Raw genomic sequence first — 19,381 nt, forward strand, 5'->3', positions numbered from 1 at the left:
AACAGAACACCCCTTTGTTCTTCATTTGAATTTTCTCTATTATAAACGTATTAGGCTATTCTGTGTCAAAAGAGAAGTTTTTTAAGCTTATAACCATTTTACTTTAGGTTCTGTTTTATTGATAATTCGTTTAATGTTCGCCCGGTGTCTGTATATCACAAAAATAGTGAGCAGGGTAACGACAATCAATAAATACGTATCATGGACAAAGAAACTATATATAACAGTATAGATCCCTGTTAACATCGATGAGAGAGAAACAAATTTAGTCAAGTATAAAAAGATGAAGAATACCGCAACCATCGTGATAAATAACAGGGGTGCGTAAAATAGCAAAACGCCTCCTGATGTCGCCACGGCTTTACCGCCTTTAAATTTGGCGAAGATGGGAAACACGTGGCCTAAAACCGCAAAGACTCCTGCAAGAAGCGGGTGAATATCAACATGCATGAGAAAAGGCAATGCAGTTGCCAGTGTCCCTTTCAAAATATCTCCGGCTATGACGACCGAACCAGCTTTTACACCCAATGTACGGAATGCATTGGTAGCGCCTAAGTTGCCGCTTCCGTGCTCCCGAATATCAATTCCCTTGGCAAGCTTGCCCACAATTAAGCCAGATGGAATGCTGCCTATCAAGTAGGCCAAAATAATCAATAAAGCAATTAACATCTACATTTCTCCTTTTTCAAATTCCCTTCTTTTTATTTTAACATGAGATGTCATGATCTGATGATAAGTTTTTTTGTAAAGTTTGCTTACAAATCCAATCAAACATGCATCATATTTTGATTTCTCCTGTTTTGATCGTGTAAAATAAGTGGAAAAGGAGTGACACACGATGCAAAACCCTTCTAAAGCGGAAATTAAAGAGATTCTTCAAAGAAGCAAACGTATAGCGGTAGTAGGGCTTTCAGACCGTCCGGATAGAACGTCACATATGGTTTCAAAAGCAATGCAGGACGCGGGTTATGAAATTATCCCTGTGAATCCTACAATTGATGAGGCGCTAGGTGTCAAAGCCGTTTCATCTTTAAAAGAGATAGACGGTCCGATTGACATCGTAAATGTATTCCGGCGCTCAGAACAGCTTCCTGGAGTGGCGGAAGAGTTTTTAGAGACAGATGCGCCAGTATTTTGGGCACAGCAAGGGCTAGTTAATGAGGAAGCATACCAGATGCTAAAAGAAAAAGGCAGAACGGTTATCATGGATCTGTGCATAAAAGTGGCACACGCTGTAACAAAATAGGTGCAGAACTGCAAAAATCCTTGTAAATTCAAGGATTTTTGCTTTTTAATTTTAAGATATTGTTTGCGTATTACGGTGAAACAGATACAATAAAGCTTGAACAGCTTTTTTTGAATACCTTGTCCAGCTGGGTTTCGGCCGTTCGATTTGCGAAGGTCTGCTGCTTTATATATAATAAACAAACATACGTTCTCATGGTGTAAAAACAGCACTAGCCTATGTTTTGAGAAGAACTGATTCGTTAGCTCTATGTTGCGATTGCAAACATATTGGTTATAATGAGGAGTCCAAGGCAGTACTGGCTCGAGGCGAGGTTTATAAAAAATATCTTATATACAAATGATGTGTAACACTGAAAAAGAGAAAGACAATGTTAGTTTTTGAAAGGGGTTTGTACGTTTGGCTAGAAAACAGCAATTTGATTACAACGAAGATGCCATACAGGTGCTCGAAGGCCTTGAGGCTGTTAGGAAAAGGCCGGGTATGTATATTGGCTCTACTGACGCGCGGGGTTTGCACCACTTGGTTTATGAAATTGTAGATAACTCTGTCGACGAGGTGCTTGCCGGCCATGGAGATCACATAATCGTCAAAATACATAAAGACAATAGTATTTCTGTACAGGATAGAGGCCGCGGCATGCCGACCGGAATGCATAAGCTCGGCAAACCAACCCCTGAAGTGATTTTAACGGTGCTTCATGCCGGAGGAAAATTCGGCCAAGGCGGCTATAAGACAAGCGGCGGGCTCCACGGAGTTGGTGCATCAGTCGTGAATGCTTTATCTGAATGGCTGACGGTTACCATTGAGCGGGACGGTTTTGTCTATCAGCAGCGATTTGAAAATGGAGGAAAACCGGTTACATCTCTCGAAAAGATCGGCAAAACAAAAAAGACGGGAACTCTTACACACTTTAAGCCAGATCCAACGATGTTCAGCACAACCACTTATAATTTTGAAACGCTCTCTGAGCGCTTAAGAGAGTCTGCGTTTTTGTTAAAAGGACTGAAAATTGAGCTGATTGATGAACGCAATGACCAGCATGAGGTCTTTTATTATGAAAACGGCATAGAAGCGTTTGTTGCTTACTTAAATGAAGAAAAAGACGTCTTGTCTGAAGTGGTCTCGTTTGAGGGTGAGCATCATTCTATAGAAGTGGACTTTGCGTTCCAGTTTAACGATGGTTATTCTGAAAATATTTTGTCGTTTGTCAACAATGTCAGAACAAAAGACGGCGGGACGCATGAGTCAGGTGCAAAAACTGCGATGACGCGTGCTTTTAATGAATATGCGCGAAAAGTGGCTTTGCTGAAAGAAAAGGATAAGAACCTTGAAGGCACCGATATAAGGGAAGGGCTTTCAGCCATTATTTCTGTCCGCATACCTGAGGAGCTTCTTCAATTTGAGGGACAAACAAAAGGAAAGCTCGGTACCAGTGAAGCAAGATCAGCGGTGGATGCGATTGTTTCAGAGCAGCTTGCTTACTTTTTAGAGGAAAATCGGGACACCGCAACGCTTCTTGTCAAAAAAGCAATCAAGGCGAGCCAGGCGCGCGAAGCGGCACGCAAAGCCCGTGAAGAAGCAAGAAGCGGCAAAAAACGAAAAAAATCAGAAGCGACTTTAAGCGGAAAGCTGACGCCTGCGGGTTCAAGAAACCCGGCAAAAAATGAATTGTATCTCGTTGAGGGAGATTCAGCAGGCGGGTCAGCCAAGCAGGGAAGAGACCGCAGATTCCAAGCGGTACTGCCTTTACGCGGTAAAGTCATTAATACAGAAAAAGCTAAGCTTGCTGATATCTTTAAAAATGAAGAGATCAATACGATCATTCATGCGATCGGCGGAGGAGTCGGAGCAGATTTCTCAATCGATGACATCAACTACGACAAAATCATCATTATGACCGATGCCGATACTGACGGCGCCCATATTCAAGTGCTGCTTCTTACCTTTTTCTATCGCTATATGAAACCGCTCATTGAGCATGGCAAGGTGTTCATTGCGCTGCCACCTTTATATAAGGTCAGTAAAGGAAGCGGGAAGAAGGAAATCATTGAATATGCATGGTCTGATGAAGAGATGGGTGATGTCCTGAAAAAAGTCGGCAAAGGCTATACCATTCAACGATATAAGGGTCTTGGAGAGATGAACGCAGACCAGCTGTGGGAAACGACGATGAATCCGGAGTCCCGCACACTTGTTAGGGTCAAAATTGACGATGCGGCACGTGTAGAGAGACGTGTGACGACGTTAATGGGAGACAAAGTAGAGCCGCGCAGAAAGTGGATTGAGAAAAACGTCGCTTTCGGCTTAGATGAAGAAAGCAATATTTTAGAAAATGAAAACTTATCGGTCGCTGAGGAGGTTTAATGATTGTCACAGCCAGAATTATTTCATGATTTACCATTAGAAGAGGTGATCGGCGACCGTTTTGGACGCTACAGTAAATATATTATTCAAGACAGGGCGCTGCCCGATGCGAGAGACGGATTAAAGCCGGTACAGCGCAGAATTCTGTATGCAATGCATACAGATGGAAACACGTTTGATAAAAACTTCAGAAAAGCGGCCAAAACGGTCGGTAACGTCATCGGTAACTATCATCCGCACGGTGACAGCTCGGTTTATGAAGCAATGGTGCGGATGAGCCAGGATTGGAAAGTTCGTAATGTGTTAATCGAAATGCATGGAAACAATGGAAGTATCGACGGAGATCCCCCGGCAGCCATGCGTTATACAGAGGCACGATTATCTCCGATTGCATCTGAGCTTCTTCGGGATATTGACAAAAACACGGTTGAATTTGTGCCGAACTTCGATGACACAAGCAAGGAGCCTGTCGTACTCCCGGCGATGTTTCCTAACCTATTGGTCAACGGATCTACCGGTATTTCAGCAGGATACGCGACCGACATTCCCCCTCATCATCTGGGAGAAGTCATTGATGCTGTCATTAAGCGTATTCAAATGCCATCTTGCTCTGTTGATGAACTCATGGAAGTCATTAAAGGGCCTGATTTTCCGACAGGCGGTATTATTCAGGGCGTTGACGGGATAAGAAAAGCTTACGAAACCGGAAAAGGAAAAATCATTATCCGCGGAAAGGCTGAAATTGAAACAATCAGAGGCGGACGAGAACAAATTGTCATTACTGAAATTCCATTTGAAGTAAATAAAGCAAACCTTGTAAAAAAAATGGACGAGTTCCGTATTGATAAAAAGGTTGAAGGCATCTCAGAGGTTCGTGATGAAACGGATCGAACAGGGCTGAGAGTGGTCATTGAACTGAAAAAAGAAGCTGATGCCAAAGGCATTTTGAATTTCTTATATAAAAATACTGATTTGCAGATCACATATAACTTCAATATGGTGGCTATCCATAACCGCCGTCCGATGCTGATGAGCCTGCCGTCTATTTTGGATGCATATATCGGACACCAAAAGGAAGTTGTCACAAACCGGTCCGTTTACGAGCTTCAAAAAGCAAAAGACAGACATCATATCGTAGAAGGGCTCATGAAAGCTTTGTCTATTTTGGATGAAGTGATTGCAACAATCCGTTCTTCTAGCGATAAACGTGACGCTAAAAACAATTTGATCGCCAAATATGAATTTACGGAGCCTCAGGCTGAAGCCATTGTGTCATTGCAGCTATATCGTTTAACCAATACAGATATTACAGCGCTTAAGGAAGAGGCAGAAGAGCTCGGTAAAAAAATTGAAGAGCTCGAATCTATTCTGAGCAATGATAAAAAACTGCTAAAAGTGATTACAAACAGCTTAAAAGCACTGAAAAAGAAATATGCAGATACGAGACGCTCCGTGATTGAAGAAAAAATTGAAGAAATTAAAATCAATCTCGAAGTCATGGTTGCATCTGAGGATGTATATGTAACCGTTACGAAGGATGGTTACCTAAAACGGACGAGCCAGCGCTCATTTGCCGCTTCCAACGGTCAGGACTTCGGAATGAAAGATACGGACAGGATGCTGCATCAGTTTGAAATGAATACGACAGACGTGCTGCTGCTCTTTACGAACAAAGGAAGCTACATCTATTGTCCTGTTCACCAGCTGCCTGATATCAGATGGAAGGACATGGGCCAGCATTTTTCAAATCTGATCACTATTGACCGTGATGAAACGATTGTAAAGGCCATACCGATAAAAGAATTTGATCCGTCGGCATATCTTCTATTCTTTACGAAAAACGGCATGGTGAAAAAGACAGAGCTCACCCATTATAAAGCACAGCGTTATTCTAAGGCGCTTGTAGCCTTAAATCTGAAGGGTGAAGATGAACTGATTGATGTACATGTAACAAATGGGGAAAGCCAGATCTTTATGGCCACTCACTTAGGGTACGGTCTATGGTTTGGAGAAGATGAAGTGAATGTAGTTGGCGCGCGTGCGGCAGGTGTCAAAGGGATTAACTTAAAAGAGGATGACTTTGTTGTCTCCGGTGAGATCCTTCAGCAATCTGATTCAATTGTCTTGTTCACACAGCGGGGAGCGGTAAAACGCATGAGTCTTTCTGAGTTCGAGAAGACATCCCGCGCAAAACGCGGTGTCGTAATGCTAAGGGAACTGAAAAAGAATCCTCACCGAGTTGTAGCACTGTTCGCTTGCGGTCTTGAACAGCGACTAGTGGCAGAAACAGAAAAAGGCGACAGAAAAGAACTGCAGGCAAAAGAGTTGCGGACAAACGACAGATACAGCAATGGCTCTTTCTTTTTTGATGAAGAGGAATCAGGCAAGGTTACAGCTGTTTGGCGCCTTCATACAGAACAATAATAAAAAACCCGCTCATACTATATGAGCGGGTTTCGTTTGTTTTTATCAGCTTTCATGGTTGGTGAATAGATCTGTTACAGCATGAATGACTTCAATCCCCTGCCATACAAATAAATTCAGCGCTGTGAAAGAAAATAAGCCTAAAATCACCATTCTTAAGATAAACAACATGTTTAACAGCCTCCTCATATTTTCGTTACATAATCGGGTGATGTTGAACATGAAGTTTGCCGAAATAAGACGATTGATAAAATTTGGCCAGTATAAAGCTTTTTTTCCGCTGACGTCTGCGGGAGTATCCCGTACTTTTACTTTCAGCGGTCAGCAGCAGAACAGCCATTGCCCATAAAGCGGTCAGCGTAAATGCCCCTGTGATGGATTTCTTCTCATCATCAGCATTTTGGCCGGCTTTCATCTCATGCATTTCCTGCTGGTCGGCTACGGCTTTATAATGATGGCCGATATCAAAGGCGTGGGGAATTGAGAACAAATGAAAACTGGCAATCGCCAAGAATAAGATGGACGCTTTCAATATCGTTACTTTTTTCAAATGATCTCCCCCTCCTTTAATATTACTGAATATTTTTATAATAATACCCCAATCCATCCTAAAAGTAAACGTGATTTATTAAATTTAAAAATAAATTTAACTTTGTTAAGTATATATCTTTTTGCTTATTTTTGAAAGAGAAAACTTCTTTTATTAGCGTATGTATACCCGGTTTATGGTGTGAATAAAAACATATTTTAAATGATATGTTTGTTGTTTAGGGTTTATTACTTTATTTATGTGTTAAATCAAAGGGAAAGGCAAGAGAATGGGAAGAAATGATTACATTGTTAATAGGGCACTCTTTTTTAAAAGCCAGCTTGCAAGGAATGTTTTTATTCGTAGGAAAATAATAGAGAAGGGGTCGACAGAGTAACATCTGGCTACGACAATATTCTTCTCGAAAAAACTTCCTAATTCGTCATATTGTGATATAATAAAACTCGTTATGTTAAAAAATCTAACATCAAAATCGAATTCGTATTGAATTGATGAAAACGGGAGGTAAATATGGAGTCTTTTTTCAATAGTTTGATTAATATTCCAAGTGATTTCATCTGGAAATACCTATTTTATATTTTAATAGGGCTTGGATTATTTTTTACCATACGTTTTGGTTTTATCCAATTCCGTTATTTTATTGAAATGTTCAGAATAGTAGGGGAGAAGCCGGAAGGAAATAAAGGTGTTTCATCTATGCAGGCATTCTTTATTTCGGCCGCATCCCGAGTCGGCACAGGGAATTTGACTGGTGTAGCCTTAGCAATTGCGACAGGCGGACCAGGCGCTGTATTTTGGATGTGGGTAGTAGCTGCAGTAGGCATGGCTTCAAGCTTTGTTGAGAGTACGTTAGCGCAGCTTTATAAGGTGAGAGACGGGGAGGATTTCCGCGGAGGCCCGGCTTACTATATTCAAAAGGGTCTTGGTGCCAGATGGCTTGGCATCGTTTTTGCAATCTTAATTACCGTCTCATTCGGCTTGATTTTTAACGCTGTTCAAACAAATACAATTGCTGGAGCATTGGATGGCGCATTCCATGTGAATAAAATAGTTGTAGCCATAGTTCTGGCGGTTTTAACTGCGTTTATCATTTTCGGCGGTTTAAAACGTGTTGTCGCTGTTTCACAGTTAATTGTGCCGGTTATGGCAGGCATTTATATCCTTATCGCTTTATTTGTTGTCATCACGAATATTACAGCTTTCCCTGGCGTTATCGCTACAATTGTTAAAAATGCTTTAGGTTTTGAACAAGTCGTCGGCGGCGGAATAGGCGGCATCATCGTTATCGGTGCGCAGCGCGGACTTTTTTCAAACGAAGCAGGAATGGGGAGCGCACCAAACGCGGCTGCGACGGCTCATGTATCCCATCCGGCAAAGCAAGGCTTTATTCAAACATTAGGCGTATTTTTCGATACATTTATCATATGTACGTCCACAGCATTTATTATTTTGCTGTACAGTGTAACGCCAAAAGGCGACGGCATCCAAGTCACACAGGCTGCTCTTAACCATCATATTGGAGGCTGGGCGCCGACTTTCATCGCAGTCGCAATGTTCTTGTTTGCATTCAGTTCAGTTGTCGGCAACTATTATTATGGCGAGACAAACATTGAATTTATTAAAACAAGCAAAACATGGCTGAACATTTACCGTATCGCTGTAATTGCTATGGTTGTGTATGGATCTTTATCAGGCTTCCAAATCGTTTGGGATATGGCGGACCTCTTTATGGGTATCATGGCGCTGATCAACTTAATTGTGATTACGCTGCTGTCAAACGTTGCTTACAAAGTGTATAAAGATTACGCGAAACAACGTAAGCAAGGACTTGATCCTGTGTTTAAAGCGAAAAACATCCCAGGGCTGAAAAACGCTGAAACATGGGAAGATGAGAAACAAGAAGTATAATATAAATATAAAACAAAGCTGCATTCAATAGTTGAATGCAGCTTTTTCATTATTGGAAATAAATTTAATTTTTCGACTCGAATGAAAAATGACGTGTAAAGTCCCAATTCAGTCCAGTTTTCTTTGTTCTATATGTGTCATGTGTGTCTTATTCATTGGAGGTAGAGCAAATTGACAGGCTTTTAAACCTCCCAAAAACAAGAAATTAGGTTGATAGACAATCATGAGAAAGATTTTTACAATGAGTTCGTGCTCATAAGAAGTGTAGAGCCAAAATGATGCGAAGGAGGAAAAGATCAGATATGAAACGGTCAATCTCTATTTTTATTACGTGTTTATTGATTACGTTATTGACAATGGGCGGCATGATAGCTTCGCCGGCATCAGCAGCAGGGACAAAAACGCCAGTAGCCAAGAATGGCCAGCTTAGCATAAAAGGTACACAGCTCGTTAACCGAGACGGTAAAGCGGTACAGCTGAAGGGGATCAGTTCACACGGATTGCAATGGTATGGAGAATATGTCAATAAAGACAGCTTAAAATGGCTGAGAGATGATTGGGGTATCACCGTTTTCCGTGCAGCGATGTATACGGCAGATGGCGGTTATATTGACAACCCGTCCGTGAAAAATAAAGTAAAAGAAGCGGTTGAAGCGGCAAAAGAGCTTGGGATATATGTCATCATTGACTGGCATATCTTAAATGACGGTAATCCAAACCAAAATAAAGAGAAGGCAAAAGAATTCTTCAGGGAAATGTCAAGCCTTTACGGAAACACGCCAAACGTCATTTATGAAATTGCAAACGAACCAAACGGTGATGTGAACTGGAAGCGTGATATTAAACCATATGCGGAAGAAGTGATTTCAGTTATCCGCAAAAATGATCCAGACAACATCATCATTGTCGGAACCGGTACATGGAGCCAGGATGTGAATGATGCTGCCGATGACCAGCTAAAAGATGCAAACGTTATGTACGCACTTCATTTTTATGCCGGCACACACGGCCAATTTTTACGGGATAAAGCAAACTATGCACTCAGCAAAGGAGCACCTATTTTTGTGACAGAGTGGGGAACAAGCGACGCGTCTGGCAATGGCGGTGTATTCCTTGATCAATCGAGGGAATGGCTGAAATATCTCGACAGCAAGACCATCAGCTGGGTGAACTGGAATCTTTCTGATAAGCAGGAATCATCCTCAGCTTTAAAGCCGGGGGCATCTAAAACAGGCGGCTGGCAGTTGTCAGATTTATCTGCTTCAGGAACATTCGTTAGAGAAAACATTCTCGGCACCAAAGATTCGACGAAGGACATTCCTGAAAAGCCAGCACAAGATAAACCCACACAGGAAAACGGTATTTCTGTACAATACAGAGCAGGGGATGGGAGTATCAACAGCAACCAAATCCGTCCGCAGCTTCAAATAAAAAATAACGGCAATACCACGGTTGATTTAAAAGATGTCACTGCCCGTTACTGGTATAAAGCGAAAAACAAAAGCCAAAACTTTGACTGTGACTACGCGCAGATTGGATGCGGCAATGCATAAACTAAAGCAAGGTGCAGATACCTATCTGGAACTTGGATTTAAAAACGGAACGTTGGCACCGGGAGCAAGCATAGGGAATATTCAGCTCCGTCTTCACAATGATGACTGGAGCAATTATGCACAAAGCGGCGATTATTCCTTTTTCAAATCAAATACGTTTAAAACAACGAAAAAAATCACATTATATGATCAAGGAAAACTGATTTGGGGAACAGAACCAAATTAGTTAAGCTTTTTTTGGCGGACATCAGTAACGATGTCCGTTTTTATCATCTAATAGGAGGTTTGCGTTGTGGATGAAATACTGAAACAGTATATGGTGCTGTACAAAGAAATGAGTAATATGATAAATGGTCCCGACTATCCAGGTAAGGAAAAAGACGTCCAGCATCAAAAAGATCAGATCGAAGTTTACGAAAAACAGCTGCAGCAAGGATTTTCTACAGATTATGACTATGATGTGTTTGCTGATTCTGTTATCAAATGCGCATATGGCGATATGACGCTGGAGGATTTAGAAGCAGTTTATTATGGATTGACAACACCATTTTTTTGATTTGTCATTCAGCAGTAAAATTTCAACTTCTGTCTCACTAACTTAAGTATACTTTAATATTGAGACAGAAATTTATTTATTTTGTTTGCTTCCTAGAATATATATTATGTAAACTAGAAAAGATGAAGATTAAAGCTATGCTGTTTTTATGTCATCCTTTCTTCTTCCTGTAATTCAGCAACAAAATAAAAAAGCGATTTCCCAATCGGAAAAATCGCCAATTCAGACACTCTATTATTTATGTGTGTCTTTGTGCTCTTAACGATTTACAACAAATGTTGTCACGCTTTGAGCTGGAAGATGGGCCCAAAAATGATTGCCTGATACAGTGAGATTCGTTCCAGGTTGTAGATTGCTGCTGCTGCTCGTGATCCATCTAGATACGTTTGAAGCAGATCCATTCTGCAAAACAAAGTTTTGGTTGACCCCTGTGTTGCTTTTATTGATAGCAACAATAACGACCTTGTTGTCACCTTTATAGGCTGACACGTAAACGTTCGCATTAGGGTTTTTCGTTGCATCAATCCTTACATAGCCGGGACGCACAAACTTTGAGAAATGAGCCATATTGTAGCCGCGTTTGCTGATCGTACCATCTTCTTTCATAGGTCCATATGATCTTCGGATGTACCACCATACATAAGCTTGAAAGTCCCCCTCTACCATCGCATTGTGAATATGCTGTGAAACATCCAATGCCTCAGGCCATCGATCCGCCGAGTTGTTATCACTGTTTGGATAGTATACTTCCGTCATCCAAAGGTCCTTCCCCGCTCCTTTTTGTTTGAAAAGAGGATAAGGGAATTGGCTGACCTGGGTGCCGTACAGGTGAGTTCCGAGAATATCCATATTGGCAAGAGCCTGCGGATCGTTCAAGATCGGGTCCGACAAATTCTTTAAGTATTGAAAAGACTCAGGTGCAATGACGCGGGCATTGATCGAGCCGGCGTTTTCTCTCATAAAGCGAAGTATTTCTTGCGGCGTCCACCACGTCCACTCGTGAGCGTAATCAGGCTCGTTTTGGACCGAAATCGCGTAAAGATTCACACCATTATTCTTCATGAAGGTAACAAAATCGTTAAGATGCTGCGCGTATGCTGCGTACTTGTTGTATTTCAGCCGTTTAGCCGATGTGTCACCATTACGATTAAAGGTCTCAACCATATCACTTGGAGGATTCCAAGGAGAAGCAAAAACGATTGCTCCGTGTTTGACCGCACTCTTTGCAGTCTCCACCTCTTTATACCAATTATTTCGATTTTCATCTACATGAATTCTTAAGATTGAAAATCCTAACTGGTTCTGTCCATTGCCAAAAGCAGTTTCTCTTTGAGCTGCTGTAAGATCCCCAGCCCAAGCCGGATGATTCATCCCTCCAAAACCGCGAATCACTTGTTTCTCTGCAGATACATTAACTGTTACATCACTTGCTGCCAAAACTTCAGTAGCGCCTGGCCCTAACATGACTGGCAACATAGTGAAACATACTAATAATACACAAATTGTTTTTTTAATGCATGGAATCATTTATTCCTCTCCTTCGTAATGTGTCTTTTACTGTATTAGAAAATCTGACCGGCATATCCATAATGGCGGGCTGCTCCGGTATGTTGGCCGGTGCATCAACCCGTCTGTTTTTAAACGGTCCCATTATCCGTGCTATCGTTGCGTAAACTGCCAGTAGTCGAAATTAAGCAAGTTTCCTGTACCTGTTCCGGTAAATACAAAGAATACTTTGTGCACGCCGGTTGCCCCGCTTACCGCAGTTTCTATTTCCCTCCACGTTTGCGCTCCACCTGTGGAAGGTACATTTAGGGTTCCTACAAGTTTACCGTCTGCACTGTCGAGGCGCACTTCTATTTTCCCGCCTATAGTGGATGCTACATTTGCTTTAAATGTCCTGGCACCGCCCGCTCCAAAGTCTGAATTTCCTACAGCAATCCAGTCTCCATTTTGAATGCTTGTTACATGTTGATTATTTACTGGCCCTTCGGGTGCCGTGGACTTCTCTGTCAAAATGCGTCCATTCCAAGCAAACGTTTCAGCTTCTACCCGGTTATAAGGATTCAAATTGGAACGCTGTGTTACACCTGCATAATTTGCTGCTACCTCTTGGATGGATCCATCTGGGTTATGCACCAGCTTATTAATATGGGGAGAACGGTATCCTTTGCCGGCCCCGAACAGAGCGGAACTGACAGTTTGCGCGTGGTACACCACATACCACTCGTTTTTAAAATTGAAAACAGCATGATGGTTGTTTCCGCCACCTCCGAAAAATGCACCCGGATTTTTCAGGAAGTGCCCTCTATATGTAAAGGGGCCCATGGGACTTGAACTGGTCATGTAGCCGATCTCACCCGGGGGTTTATCGGCCGGATGTGTGCCGCCGAAATTGATGCAATAGGAGTAATAATATGTTCCGTTATACTTGTGCAATCCCGAATCTTCAAACATGAAAGGCGCATCAATTGTAGATGCACTTCCAACAACACTCGTCATATCAGATCCCAATTTTATGACTCTAGCCGTTTTAGGATTGGCCCATTGTGCCTGCGTTGGATTTGAACCGCCAGGAACGCCTCCGCCGGCATATAGGTAACCGGTTCCGTCGTCATCTACAAATACTGCCGGATCAAAAAGCCATACAACACCTGACATTCCTGGCGTACTTGGCGTTACGAGCGGTTTTCCGATTGGGTCGGTCCATGGACCAATCGGGCTGTCTGCGGTGAGAACCCCGATACCTCCGCCGCTGTTTGCGAAATAAAGGAAGAATTTATCCTTGCCATTAATTTTTTTAACTGCGATTGACGGTGCCCAGGATGCACCTGCCCATTTTGCAATTCCACGGCCTCCATTAGCTCCATTGGCACCTGCTACCGGAATGGCTCCGTGGTCTGTCCAGTTCACCATATCCGCTGAAGATATGACGAATACTCTATTCAAATTGGCAAATGAATTATCTTTAATCGTTCCGTTGCTATTATATTCATAGTCATCACTTGACATATAAATGTAGACTCTTCCGTTATAGGTCAGCGCAATCGGATCTGCTCCTAAATGATGGTCGATAAGCGGGTTTGAATTCCCTATATGTTTTGCAATTGTAGTACTTGTGGCAGCATACGCAGACTTCCCAGATAAGCAGCTCAATAATAAAACTAGAATCCATAAACATACGCTACACTTTTTCCTCATCACTTCACATCCTCCTTTTTCCTTAAAATGGGGGATTTTCTTTTGGAATTTGATGACAACAGGTCACGAAGATTGCACGCATAAAGTAGCCGGAAGCTGTTTAGCAATGTTCCCAGTTGTTCTGAAAGCTCATCTTCATGTGTCTCCATTCTCTCTTTTCTTCGAGGAGATCGCACCACTCCTTCAAAATTGTTCAAAAAAACTTCCCCATTCCTAGCGACTATTGTCCAGAAAATAAAAAGACAGGATTGTTCATGGCCTCCCACTAATCACATTGAACGGAGATTACATCATTATCCAAGATATCCCTTTATCTAACATCCTACATCATTAAAAAAATTGTGTATAGAAACTTTTGGAGGAGTTAGTGTTCGATTCTACAAAGGAACTGGATACATTTATTCATTGATAAGATGGGGCTAACACTCCTTTTATATTTTTATGTAAAGATAGTTTTCAGACACAAAAAAACAGCCGTCAATGCGGCTGTTTTTTCAAGAGTATAAGAACTATTGAGCGGTATACCCGCTTTTTCATGTTTTGTTCATATTTTATTAATTGTTTATTCAACACTGTCCGCTATAGTAATCCATATCAACAAATATGACTGCCACTCGCATCTTTTATGAAGGGAGGTCCGTTACGCTGAAAGAAAAAATAAAGACATTAGGCCGTTTTTGCACCGTAGGCGTCGGCAATACGCTGATAGATTTTGGTGTCTTCTTTCTTCTTACCGCTTGTCATGTCTCTTATCTGCCGGCGCAGATCTGCTCCTATACTGCAGGTATCGTCAACAGCTATGTGTGGAACCGGAATTGGACGTTTTGTGTGAAACGTAAGGCTGACGGGAAAGAGATCGTGCGTTTTCTCATGATTAATATTGCCGCGTCAGGGATCACCTTTTTGCTGCTTTATTTGTTTCAAAATTGCGGCTGCTCGCTATTGGTGAGTAAGCTCGCCGCCACTATCGGCGGAATGATGATGAATTTTATCGGAAACCGAATCTGGGTATTTGGAGATTCGCTGAAAAACATACAGGATCAGGAGTGAGGATGAATGAGAAAAAAAGTGAGAAAAGCGGTTATTCCCGCAGCGGGTTTAGGAACGAGATTTCTGCCGGCGACAAAGGCGCAGCCTAAAGAAATGCTCCCAATCGTCGACAAACCAGCAATCCAATATATTGTAGAAGAGGCCGCAAAGTCAGGAATTGAAGATATACTGATTATTACAGGGAGAAACAAACGCTCGATTGAAGATCATTTTGATCGGTCGGCCGAATTGGAATTCAATCTCCGGGAAAAAGGCAAGACGGAGACACTTAAGGAAATGCAGCAGATTGCCGATTTGGCCAACATTCATTACATCCGCCAGAAAGAACCGCTCGGATTAGGCCATGCGGTGCTGTGTGCGGAGCATTTTATCGGAGATGAGCCTTTTGCCGTTCTCTTAGGTGATGATATTATGGTGTCTGAAACACCGGCTCTTCGGCAATTAATGGATGTATATGACGTTTATGGCACAGAGGTTGTCGGTGTACAGTCAGTTCTCCCTGGGGATGTCAGCAAATATGGTATTATAAATACATCAGGGTCTCAAGGGCATATATACGAAGTAAACGATTTAGTGGAAAAGCCTTCTCCTGAAGAAGCGCCTTCGGAAATCGCAGTAATGGGACGTTATGTGCTGAATTCTTCGATCTTCTCCGTTTTGAAGACAATTGGCAGAGGCGCGGGCAACGAAATTCAGCTGACAGATGCGCTTCGTGAGGTTTGCCGTAAGGAGCCGATCCACGCCCGGCTGCTGGAAGGAAATCGATATGACATTGGCGATAAGCTAGGCTGTTTTAAAGCGAGCACCGAAATCGGCTTAATGCGTTCCGAAATGAGATCTCAGCTTTTGGCCTATTTAGAAGATGTGATCAAACGGGAAACGAAAGAAATGCTGCGGTAAAAAAATTGTAACCATCTTGCTCGTCAATCAGTCATATAATAGTGAAAAAGATTAGGACAGGTTGTGAAGAATGTGGGCAGTTTGATAAGCGAAATTTTAACATGGCTGACGAACATGGGATATGTGGGTATTGCGATTGGATTAATGATTGAAATCATTCCGAGTGAGATTGTATTAGCTTATGGCGGCTATATGGTATCGGAAGGCACGATTGGATTTATTGGCGCAATTATTGCGGGTGTTATCGGGGGCACCATTGCCCAGATCTTTATTTACTGGATCGGCCGCTATGGCGGCAGGCCATTTCTGGACAAATACGGGAAGTATTTATTGATTAAAAAGCATCATATCGACATGTCGGAAAACTGGTTTCAGAAATACGGCGCCGGAGTTGTCTTCTCGGCTCGTTTTATACCGGTTGTCAGACATGCCATATCCATTCCGGCAGGTATTGCCAGAATGCCTTTTCTCAAATTTGTGGTACTGACTGTGCTTGCTATCATTCCATGGTCTATTCTGTTTGTTTATTTAGGCATACAGCTAGGAAGCCAGTGGGATGATGTTGAGAATATAGCAGGCACTTATACAACACCGATTATGATATTGGCTGTTGTCGTGATAGCCCTTTATTTTGTGATTAAGAAACGTACAGCCATATTTAAACGATAGCTAGCGGATATGCATAGGGGGTGACTGACGCTCCCCTATGCATATTTTTTTACTTGCGATGTTGATTTGCCAGCTTCAGATTCTCCGCTAAAAATGCGACAAACACTTCATCCCGCACGAGCGATGCGGCATAATTTCTCTTAATAAACCATTCTGCCTCTTCAAACGCTGCGAATGTTTCGTCTTGGGTTTCTCCGTTAATTTGAATATTCCATTCGTTGTCTAAAGGGAAAAGAAAAAATCTCATTTGTGCGCGATTTTCATATAATGATCCATTCGCAGATCCCTTTAGATTATAGATGTTACGGAAGGCATCCGGCCGTACAGGATCAATACGGAAAGCTTCAGCTACAAACAACTCGTATACTTCATCGGTTATTGAACAGCCGGACGCTTTTGCATGCCCTCCGCCGCCATATCGGCCGGCGATTTCTGACACATCGATGTAATCATGAATGGTGCGGAGACTGACTCGTTTTGACCCCATGCTCAAAATCGCAATGTAATCGAGGTGCGGGTTATCTTTCCCTAGCCTGTTCCCCAGCTCTGAATGGTACGATTCAGCGTGAACGATGCCTACACAGTGTTCGTGAACAAAGGTTTGTACCATTTCCCTTTTCTTTCTGCGGAGGTAGCGCTCGATTTTTTCGTCTTCTAAATCAAGCAGTTTTTCTTCAAAATCATCGAAGAAAAATTCGTCATGCGTGGAAAGGCGCTGGATCATTTTTGCTTCAAATTCATCGATTGACAGCAAAAAGAAAAGATCATTAAGCCGCTTCGCCTGTTTTTGATCGTACCGCTCCCACTCCCATGTATCGTATTGGCGGACGAGCTCTGTGAATTGATCTAAGGCATTTGTCGGTTTCATGAAGCCATTTTCAACGAGATAGCCATATAAAAGCGATGTCGCGGATGTGAGCCTTCCATCATCGTATTCCACCTGGACAAATCCCCATTCATGCTCATTCAAATGAAGGGCTGTTTTATGATGGTCAATGAGCTTCACTTTGCCCCCTGCATGAACATACTCATTCAATCTCTCTTCGTTTTCTTCATTGACGGCGAGATCGGTGATGAATAACGCGTCCTGTCTGTTGCTCTCCTTCGCTTTTTCTAAAAAGTACTGCACCTGTGCGTTTAAGCCGTTGACAGAGTTATACCGGACCTCTACGTCTTTTCCGAACGCCAATTTTGCTACGATTCCGCATCCTACTCCGTCCAAGTCGTTATGTGAATATAAATGATACATAATGTAGGCCCCTTTTTATGATAAACTGACAATTGCCGCTAGAGGTGCGGCAGCCTTTATTTACTATTCTAAAAAACCAACCGTTTTATGCAAATGTAATTAGTTGACATAATGTTGTTATTGTAAATATATAAAGGAGCGCTTTTTACGCTCCTAAGTTCTTGCTTTTACACTGGATAAACTGGATGCTTTCGATTGGTAAATGTCATTTCCTTTGTCATGTATGCCTGGAGCCGTTTTGCCAGCTCATCACGCAGCGAATTGGCTGGGATAACAGCATCAATGATCATTTCTGAAGCCAGACGGTAGATATTGATGTCCTCTTTGTATTCCTCCCGTTTGCTGCTGATAAATGCGGCTCTCTCTTCTTCTGGCAGCTCGGCGATTTTTTTAGCGTAGACAGCGTTTACAGCGGCCTCAGGGCCCATGACGGCGATTTGGGCGGTTGGGAGCGCTAGACAGCAATCCGGTTCAAATGCCGGCCCTGCCATTGCATACAACCCCGCCCCGTACGCTTTTCGGACAATGACAGAGAGTTTTGGAACAGTTGCCTCCGACATCGCAGAAATCATTTTCGCTCCGTGTCTGATAATCCCAGCCTGTTCTACTTTTGTGCCAATCATAAAACCGGGGATATCCGCTAAGAACAGCAATGGGATATGAAAAGCGTCACATAAGGTAATAAACTTAGCCGCTTTGTCTGCTGAATCGTGGAATAAGACGCCTCCTTTTACCTTCGGCTGGTTTGCAACAATGCCGACAGGCTGTCCGTGGATTCGTGCGAGGCCCGTCAATAATTCCGGTGCAAATAAGGCTTTGATCTCAAAAAATGAGTCTTCATCTATGACCCGCTCAATCAGCTCATGCATATCAAAAGGTGCGTTTTGATTTTGCGGAATGACGTCGGCAAGCGGAGTGTCGAAGTGTTTTGGCGGGCGTTTCTTATGAATGGGCGCTTTTTCTTGAAAATTTGCCGGAAAGTAAGACAAATAAGCCCGCGCCAGCTGTATGGCTTCTTCTTCAGTTTCTGCAAGAATATCTCCGCAGCCGGAGATTGAGCAATGCATACGGGCGCCACCCATTTCTTCAAGAGACACTTTTTCGCCAATAACCATTTCCGCCATCCTTGGCGAGCCTAAATACATGGAGGCGTTACCGTCTACCATAACGACGATATCACAGAAGGCCGGAATATAAGCGCCACCTGCTGCAGATGGTCCGAAAAGCAGACAGATTTGCGGAATGCGTCCCGATAATTTGACTTGATTGTAAAAAATTCTTCCTGCACCGCGTCTCCCTGGAAAGACATTGATTTGGTCGGTAATTCGGGCGCCTGCCGAATCGACTAAATAAATGAGCGGACAGTTTAATTTTTCGGCGGTTTCTTGAATTCTGATGATTTTTTCAACTGTTTTTGCTCCCCATGACCCCGCTTTCACTGTTGAATCATTCGCCATGACGCAAACGGTATGGCCACCGATTTTGCCGATAGCGGTTACAACTCCGTCAGCGGGGAGCCCGTCTGACATACATTCCGCAAAAAAAGCGTCTTCTAGCTCAATGTCATCGTCAAAGAGAAGGGAAAGCCGCTCTCTGACAAAGCGCTTGCCTTTTTCCCGATTGCTTTGATGATACTTTTCCGCTCCGCCTTTTCGAATCCGTTCAGCCCGTTCTGTTCGTTCCTTTTCATAATCCATGAGCATTGCCT

15 protein-coding genes and 1 pseudogene are annotated in these 19,381 nt (G+C 42.7%); 9 read left to right on the forward strand and 7 right to left on the reverse strand.

Annotated elements, in window-relative coordinates:
* Window positions 1–87 precede the first annotated feature (87 nt).
* Window positions 88–669, reverse strand: a complete 582-nt coding sequence (plsY, locus tag NSQ12_RS10100) for a glycerol-3-phosphate 1-O-acyltransferase PlsY (RefSeq protein ID WP_003231560.1) — start codon at window positions 667–669, stop codon at window positions 88–90.
* A 169-nt stretch (window positions 670–838) separates the two neighbouring features.
* Here plsY and NSQ12_RS10105 point away from each other — a divergent pair, with 169 nt between their 5' ends.
* From NSQ12_RS10105 to parC, 3 genes are all read left to right on the forward strand, one after another.
* Window positions 839–1,246, forward strand: a complete 408-nt coding sequence (locus NSQ12_RS10105) for a CoA-binding protein (protein ID WP_003245606.1) — start codon at window positions 839–841, stop codon at window positions 1,244–1,246.
* 399 nt (window positions 1,247–1,645) lie between these two features.
* Window positions 1,646–3,613 carry a DNA topoisomerase IV subunit B gene (parE, locus tag NSQ12_RS10110; RefSeq protein WP_014479944.1) on the forward strand — a complete coding sequence of 656 codons (1,968 nt, stop codon included), beginning with the start codon at window positions 1,646–1,648 and terminating at the stop codon, window positions 3,611–3,613.
* 3 nt (window positions 3,614–3,616) lie between these two features.
* Window positions 3,617–6,037 carry a DNA topoisomerase IV subunit A gene (parC, locus tag NSQ12_RS10115; RefSeq protein ID WP_029317859.1) on the forward strand — a complete coding sequence of 807 codons (2,421 nt, stop codon included), beginning with the start codon at window positions 3,617–3,619 and terminating at the stop codon, window positions 6,035–6,037.
* Between the two features lie 45 nt (window positions 6,038–6,082).
* On the opposite strand, the gene NSQ12_RS10120 is transcribed toward parC, so the two are convergent.
* Window positions 6,083–6,208 carry a hypothetical protein gene (locus NSQ12_RS10120; RefSeq protein ID WP_003231548.1) on the reverse strand — a complete coding sequence of 42 codons (126 nt, stop codon included), beginning with the start codon at window positions 6,206–6,208 and terminating at the stop codon, window positions 6,083–6,085.
* Window positions 6,209–6,233: 25 nt separating this feature from the next.
* On the reverse strand, window positions 6,234–6,587 hold the full coding sequence (locus tag NSQ12_RS10125) for a hypothetical protein (RefSeq protein WP_003245190.1): 354 nt from the start codon (window positions 6,585–6,587) through the stop codon (window positions 6,234–6,236).
* A gap of 510 nt (window positions 6,588–7,097) precedes the next feature.
* Here NSQ12_RS10125 and NSQ12_RS10130 point away from each other — a divergent pair.
* From NSQ12_RS10130 to NSQ12_RS10140, 3 genes and pseudogenes are all read left to right on the forward strand, one after another.
* Window positions 7,098–8,495, forward strand: a complete 1,398-nt coding sequence (locus tag NSQ12_RS10130) for an alanine/glycine:cation symporter family protein (protein ID WP_014479946.1) — start codon at window positions 7,098–7,100, stop codon at window positions 8,493–8,495.
* Window positions 8,496–8,797: 302 nt separating this feature from the next.
* A pseudogene (gene eglS, locus NSQ12_RS10135) lies at window positions 8,798–10,274 on the forward strand (endo-1,4-beta-glucanase EglS).
* A gap of 66 nt (window positions 10,275–10,340) precedes the next feature.
* Window positions 10,341–10,604, forward strand: coding sequence for a YnfE family protein (locus NSQ12_RS10140; protein WP_339176594.1), 264 nt, complete (start codon window positions 10,341–10,343; stop codon window positions 10,602–10,604).
* 258 nt (window positions 10,605–10,862) lie between these two features.
* Here the strand turns inward: NSQ12_RS10140 and xynC are convergent, their stop codons facing one another.
* Window positions 10,863–12,131 carry a glucuronoarabinoxylan endo-1,4-beta-xylanase XynC gene (gene xynC, locus NSQ12_RS10145; protein WP_339176595.1) on the reverse strand — a complete coding sequence of 423 codons (1,269 nt, stop codon included), beginning with the start codon at window positions 12,129–12,131 and terminating at the stop codon, window positions 10,863–10,865.
* A 132-nt stretch (window positions 12,132–12,263) separates the two neighbouring features.
* A complete protein-coding gene (xynD, locus tag NSQ12_RS10150) occupies window positions 12,264–13,805 on the reverse strand; it encodes an alpha-L-arabinofuranosidase (RefSeq protein WP_339176597.1) in 1,542 nt (513 codons plus the stop codon).
* A gap of 603 nt (window positions 13,806–14,408) precedes the next feature.
* Between xynD and NSQ12_RS10155 the strand changes: the two genes are divergently transcribed.
* The 3 genes from NSQ12_RS10155 to NSQ12_RS10165 all read left to right on the forward strand — a co-directional run bounded on the left by NSQ12_RS10155 (window position 14,409) and on the right by NSQ12_RS10165 (window position 16,424).
* Window positions 14,409–14,855 (forward strand): GtrA family protein, encoded by a 447-nt coding sequence (locus tag NSQ12_RS10155; RefSeq protein ID WP_014479951.1) that lies wholly within the window; start codon window positions 14,409–14,411, stop codon window positions 14,853–14,855.
* Window positions 14,856–14,861: 6 nt separating this feature from the next.
* Entirely contained in the window at window positions 14,862–15,755 is an 894-nt protein-coding gene (gene galU, locus NSQ12_RS10160; protein WP_339176599.1) for a UTP--glucose-1-phosphate uridylyltransferase GalU, read from the forward strand.
* A gap of 72 nt (window positions 15,756–15,827) precedes the next feature.
* The gene (locus NSQ12_RS10165; RefSeq protein ID WP_119899464.1) at window positions 15,828–16,424 is read left to right on the forward strand and encodes a DedA family protein; all 597 of its coding nucleotides are present in this window, start codon (window positions 15,828–15,830) and stop codon (window positions 16,422–16,424) included.
* A 49-nt stretch (window positions 16,425–16,473) separates the two neighbouring features.
* On the opposite strand, the gene nrnB is transcribed toward NSQ12_RS10165, so the two are convergent.
* Together nrnB and NSQ12_RS10175 are read right to left on the reverse strand one after the other, a co-directional pair.
* Window positions 16,474–17,673 (reverse strand): oligoribonuclease NrnB, encoded by a 1,200-nt coding sequence (gene nrnB / locus NSQ12_RS10170; protein ID WP_015714023.1) that lies wholly within the window; start codon window positions 17,671–17,673, stop codon window positions 16,474–16,476.
* 167 nt (window positions 17,674–17,840) lie between these two features.
* A complete protein-coding gene (locus NSQ12_RS10175) occupies window positions 17,841–19,376 on the reverse strand; it encodes an acyl-CoA carboxylase subunit beta (protein WP_339176602.1) in 1,536 nt (511 codons plus the stop codon).
* Between the last annotated feature and the right edge of the window lie 5 nt (window positions 19,377–19,381).

The sequence above is a fragment of the Bacillus sp. PS95 genome (genome assembly GCF_037963565.1).
In the GTDB taxonomy this organism is placed as follows: Bacteria; Bacillota; Bacilli; order Bacillales; family Bacillaceae; genus Bacillus; species Bacillus subtilis.

Coding starts and splice junctions, on each gene's coding strand:
- plsY (WP_003231560.1), bottom strand. CDS start 669: ATGTTAATTGCTTTATTGATTATTTTGGCCTACTTGATAGGCAGCATT.
- NSQ12_RS10105 (WP_003245606.1), top strand. CDS start 839: ATGCAAAACCCTTCTAAAGCGGAAATTAAAGAGATTCTTCAAAGAAGC.
- NSQ12_RS10120 (WP_003231548.1), bottom strand. CDS start 6,208: ATGTTGTTTATCTTAAGAATGGTGATTTTAGGCTTATTTTCTTTCACA.
- NSQ12_RS10130 (WP_014479946.1), top strand. CDS start 7,098: ATGGAGTCTTTTTTCAATAGTTTGATTAATATTCCAAGTGATTTCATC.
- xynC (WP_339176595.1), bottom strand. CDS start 12,131: ATGATTCCATGCATTAAAAAAACAATTTGTGTATTATTAGTATGTTTC.
- xynD (WP_339176597.1), bottom strand. CDS start 13,805: ATGAGGAAAAAGTGTAGCGTATGTTTATGGATTCTAGTTTTATTATTG.
- NSQ12_RS10155 (WP_014479951.1), top strand. CDS start 14,409: ATGACTGCCACTCGCATCTTTTATGAAGGGAGGTCCGTTACGCTGAAA.
- galU (WP_339176599.1), top strand. CDS start 14,862: ATGAGAAAAAAAGTGAGAAAAGCGGTTATTCCCGCAGCGGGTTTAGGA.
- nrnB (WP_015714023.1), bottom strand. CDS start 17,673: ATGTATCATTTATATTCACATAACGACTTGGACGGAGTAGGATGCGGA.
- NSQ12_RS10175 (WP_339176602.1), bottom strand. CDS start 19,376: ATGCTCATGGATTATGAAAAGGAACGAACAGAACGGGCTGAACGGATT.